The sequence below is a fragment of the uncultured Flavonifractor sp. genome, assembly GCF_944387675.1.
In the GTDB taxonomy this organism is placed as follows: Bacteria; Bacillota; Clostridia; order Oscillospirales; family Oscillospiraceae; genus Flavonifractor.
In genome coordinates this window covers 1-3543 of the sequence record NZ_CALXFV010000151.1, presented here as the reverse complement: position 1 = coordinate 3543, position 3543 = coordinate 1, and the positions used below count along the sequence as shown (strand labels likewise).

Genomic DNA, 3543 nt, shown 5'->3' with positions numbered 1-3543 from the left:
ACCGCCGAGGACGTGAAAGCCGCCCAGGCGGAGCTGGATGAGCTGGCGGATCAGGGCTGGGAGCTGGCGGAGCTGGGCATCTTCACCGCCTCCTTCCACCGCTCGGAGAACCCCCGCCGGTGCTGGGTGGAGCCCGCCCGGTGGAAAAGTATCCGCCGGAAGGACGAGCAGGCCCGGGCGGACTATCTGGCCCTGTGCGATGAAGCGGGCTGGGACCTGCTGGACGAGGCAGGGGGCATGTTTTATTTCCAGGCCAAGCCGGACACCGATCCCGCTCCTATCCAGACCGACGGCAGCCTGGAGTGGGAGGAAGTGCTGAAAAAGGCCCTGTGGAATCAGGCCTACACCTTTTTCTACCTGGTCATTTACTGGGCCGTCTGGGTTGTCGCCCGGTTTTTCCTGGACCAGCCCCGGATGTGGGAACTGTTCCTCTCCAACGGGGCCATGATCATCCAGCTGCTTCTGCTGTCCTGGATCGTGTTGGAGCTGTCTCTGGGCGTTCGGGTGGTGTGCTACCGGAAAAAGTGCCGCCGGGCGGCGGAAGCAGGGAAGCCCATGCCGGTACCCGGGCGGGGAGCTGCCCGGTTCCGGGGCGCCATGCCGCTGGTTTATACGGTGCTGGGGGTTATCCTGATCCTGTCTATTTTTGGCGCTGTCAATGCGGACCGCGGCAGCTACTGCCAGGACGGCTGGCTGACCACAGAAGGGTCTGTTCTGGCGGAGCATATGGCATACCGGAGGTTTTCCGAAGCAGGCGACCTGTGGATGGAATCCTATGACTGTAAGGCCTCCTGGCTGGCGGAGCTGATCTGCCAGGGGCTGCGTGCGGATGAAATGGATGAAGAGCAGCTCCGTACGATGATCCATGGGCATGGGGCGAAAGAGCCGCTGCCTGCCGACCTGGGCTATGACCAGGCATGGAGCTACGCCTGGGACGGTGGCAGCGGCCTCATCTTCCGCCAGGGCAACCGGGTGGTCCACCTGGAGGCGGAGAAGCTGGACCTCACCGACCGGGCCGTGGTGGAGGAACTGTTGGTCTGGCTGGAGTCAGCCGCTTGCGTCCGGACGGAAAATATGATAGCATGAACAAAATAAACCGCAGGAGCGTGAAAAAATGAAACGTCTGCTCTTCATCAATGCCTGCGTGCGGGGGGAAAAGTCCCGCACCCTCAAGCTGGCCCGGCACTTTTTGAACTGCTACTGCTCCGCCCACCGGGACACGGAGGTGGCGGAGGTGGATCTGTGTACCCTGCGTCTGCCGCCCCAGTACCCGGAGGTGCTGGCTCAGCGGGACGAGCTGTGGAACGCCGGGAAGCTGGATCACCCTATGTTTGAACCTGCCCGGCAGTTTGCGTCGGCGGATCAGATTGTAGTTGCCGCCCCCTTCTGGGACCTGTCCTTTCCGGCGGCTCTGAAGATCTACCTGGAGCGGATCTCGGTTACCGATCTCACCTTCGGCTATGATGCCCAGGGGGCCATGATGGGTCTTTGTAAGGCCGACTGGCTGCTCTACGTCACCACCCGGGGAGGCTATTACGCCGGCACCCCCCTGGATATCGCCGCCGCCCATATCAAGGGCCTGGGGGTGATGTACGGCATTCCCCAGGTCCGGTTCCTGGATGCCGAGGGACTGGACGATATCCGGAACGACCCGGCGGCCCTGCTGGCGGCCGCCATGGAACGGGCGGCGGAGCTGGCAGCGGGCATCTAAACCCGTGCCTGGAAGCACTTGCAAAACGTGCCGCGCTGGGGTACAATACAGGTAACACCAATAGGGAGGGAGCGATTATGGACTTCACCCTTGTAAAAGGCGATCCCGGCCGCCTGGAGGAATACTGCCAGGTGTTCTACGACTCCAAGCTGTATGACGCCTACTTTGCCGGCAGCGACCGGCTGCCCGCCGTGCTGACCGACGCCATGAACAAGGGGGAGCTCTATGTCGCTATGAGCGCCAAGGGCGAACCGGTGGGAGTGATGCACATGACCGCCGACGGTCTGGCGGGCCTGCCCTACCTCAGTTTACTGGGAGTCAAAAAGGGCTATCGTGGGATGGGTATCGGTACCGCCCTGGTGAAGATCTTCATTGGCGTGATGGAGGCCGGCACCGCCCCCAACATGTTTATTATGACCAGCAAATTCAACGTGCGGGCCAAAAAGCTCTATCAGTCCCTGGGCTTTGAGCCCCAGTGCCTGCTCCACGACGTAATGCGCCGGGGGGTATCCGAGTGGCTGTTTATGCGGCCCAACCGGAGATGCCCGGCCCATTAAACAAAAAAAGAAAGGGAGCGTTGCAGACGGCTGTTCTGCAACGCTCCCTTTTTCCTATTCTGCGCGGCGTTTGACTTCCAGGTAGTAGTGCTCCTGAGCCAGGTCCAGGGTGACGGTGTTCACTCCATTTTCCAGATCAAAGCCGAAATTCTGCCGGACAATCTCGATGAGACCCCGGTCTTCCAAAGTGGCGGTCTGGCTGGTGCAGGCCAGGTTGGAACCCAGCTTGGTCACCAGGTCATAGCCGTACACCCCCCGGTTTTGGGTATGGGCGCAGGCGTAGTCAAAGCTGCCCGCCTTGGCAAAGGAGGCCTCCACCGTGACGCTGCCCCCGGCGGGGATGGTGATTTGGGCCGATACCCAGCTCACCCGGTCCATGGTGAAGCTCTCGCTGATAAAATCCTCGATGCAGCCGGTACCCTGCCACTCCGACAGGTTTTCCGGCAGGCCGCTCTGATAGAAGCGGTCCAGAATGACCCGGTAGCAGGTCTCAAAGTCCAAAGCCGCGTACATCATATCCTCGGTGTCCATCCGCCGCGCCAGGGCATGGGTCAGAATGGTGCGGAACATGGTGTCCAAATCGCTTTCATACCGGGTTACGGTAACCCCGCTGTCCGGCAGAACGGGAGTGTCAGGGTCGGTACCGCCGGTGACATAGCCGCCGGTGGTGAGGTTGGCTATATCCTCTCCCAGTACCAGCAGGTAGCGGGTGCTGCCGTAACTGGAGTCTCCGGGCTCCGGGATGGAGAAATCCTGCATCATGGTGCCGGCCTCCCGGTCATAGGAGCCGCCCTGGAAGCCGTAGGACAGCACCGCCGTCCTGTCATAGTCCAGCTCCATGTTGGCCCGGATGGAGGGGTTGGGGGCCTCCTCGCTCTCCTCCGGCCCGTAGGGGTCGGTGAATTCGTAGACGATGACCGGGATGGAGGCGGGGTCCCGGAGGGGCGCCAGGGCGTTCTCCAGATAGGTTCCGCCGGAAAACAGGGCCTGGTAATCCTCCCAGCTTCCGGCGCTGTATTGCGCCCCATTGCTCCCCACCACCAGGGCAGTATCCAGCTCCGCTCCGTCCGCCGTCAGGGTGGGCCTGTACTTGGACAGCTTATCCAAAGTGGCGGCAAAGGGGTAGTATATCGTTACCTCCTGGTCGGTGCCGCTGCCGTTGGTCAGAGTGTAGCGGTCGCTGACCAGAATATGGTCGTAGCTGCGGTAATACCCGCCGTCGGTGAACCACTCGTTGTACTGCTCCAGGGCCTCCTGCCGCTCGGCCTCGGTGAC

Annotated in this window: 4 protein-coding genes; 3 read left to right on the top strand and 1 reads right to left on the bottom strand. The window is 61.8% G+C overall.

All coding sequences use genetic code 11. The features are described 5' to 3' along the window. The 3 genes from Q0J74_RS10800 to Q0J74_RS10790 all read left to right on the top strand — a co-directional run. A partial coding sequence (locus tag Q0J74_RS10800) for a DUF2812 domain-containing protein (RefSeq protein ID WP_297214494.1) occupies window positions 1–1086 on the top strand: 1086 nt, incomplete at its 5' end. Window positions 1087–1114: 28 nt separating this feature from the next. Beyond that, window positions 1115–1711, top strand: coding sequence for an NAD(P)H-dependent oxidoreductase (locus Q0J74_RS10795; protein ID WP_297214492.1), 597 nt, complete (start codon window positions 1115–1117; stop codon window positions 1709–1711). 77 nt (window positions 1712–1788) lie between these two features. Next, on the top strand, window positions 1789–2268 hold the full coding sequence (locus Q0J74_RS10790; RefSeq protein ID WP_297214491.1) for a GNAT family N-acetyltransferase: 480 nt from the start codon (window positions 1789–1791) through the stop codon (window positions 2266–2268). Between the two features lie 54 nt (window positions 2269–2322). On the opposite strand, the gene Q0J74_RS10785 is transcribed toward Q0J74_RS10790, so the two are convergent. Continuing rightward, on the bottom strand, window positions 2323–3543 hold a 1221-nt coding region (locus tag Q0J74_RS10785; RefSeq protein ID WP_297214489.1), incomplete at its 5' end, for a hypothetical protein.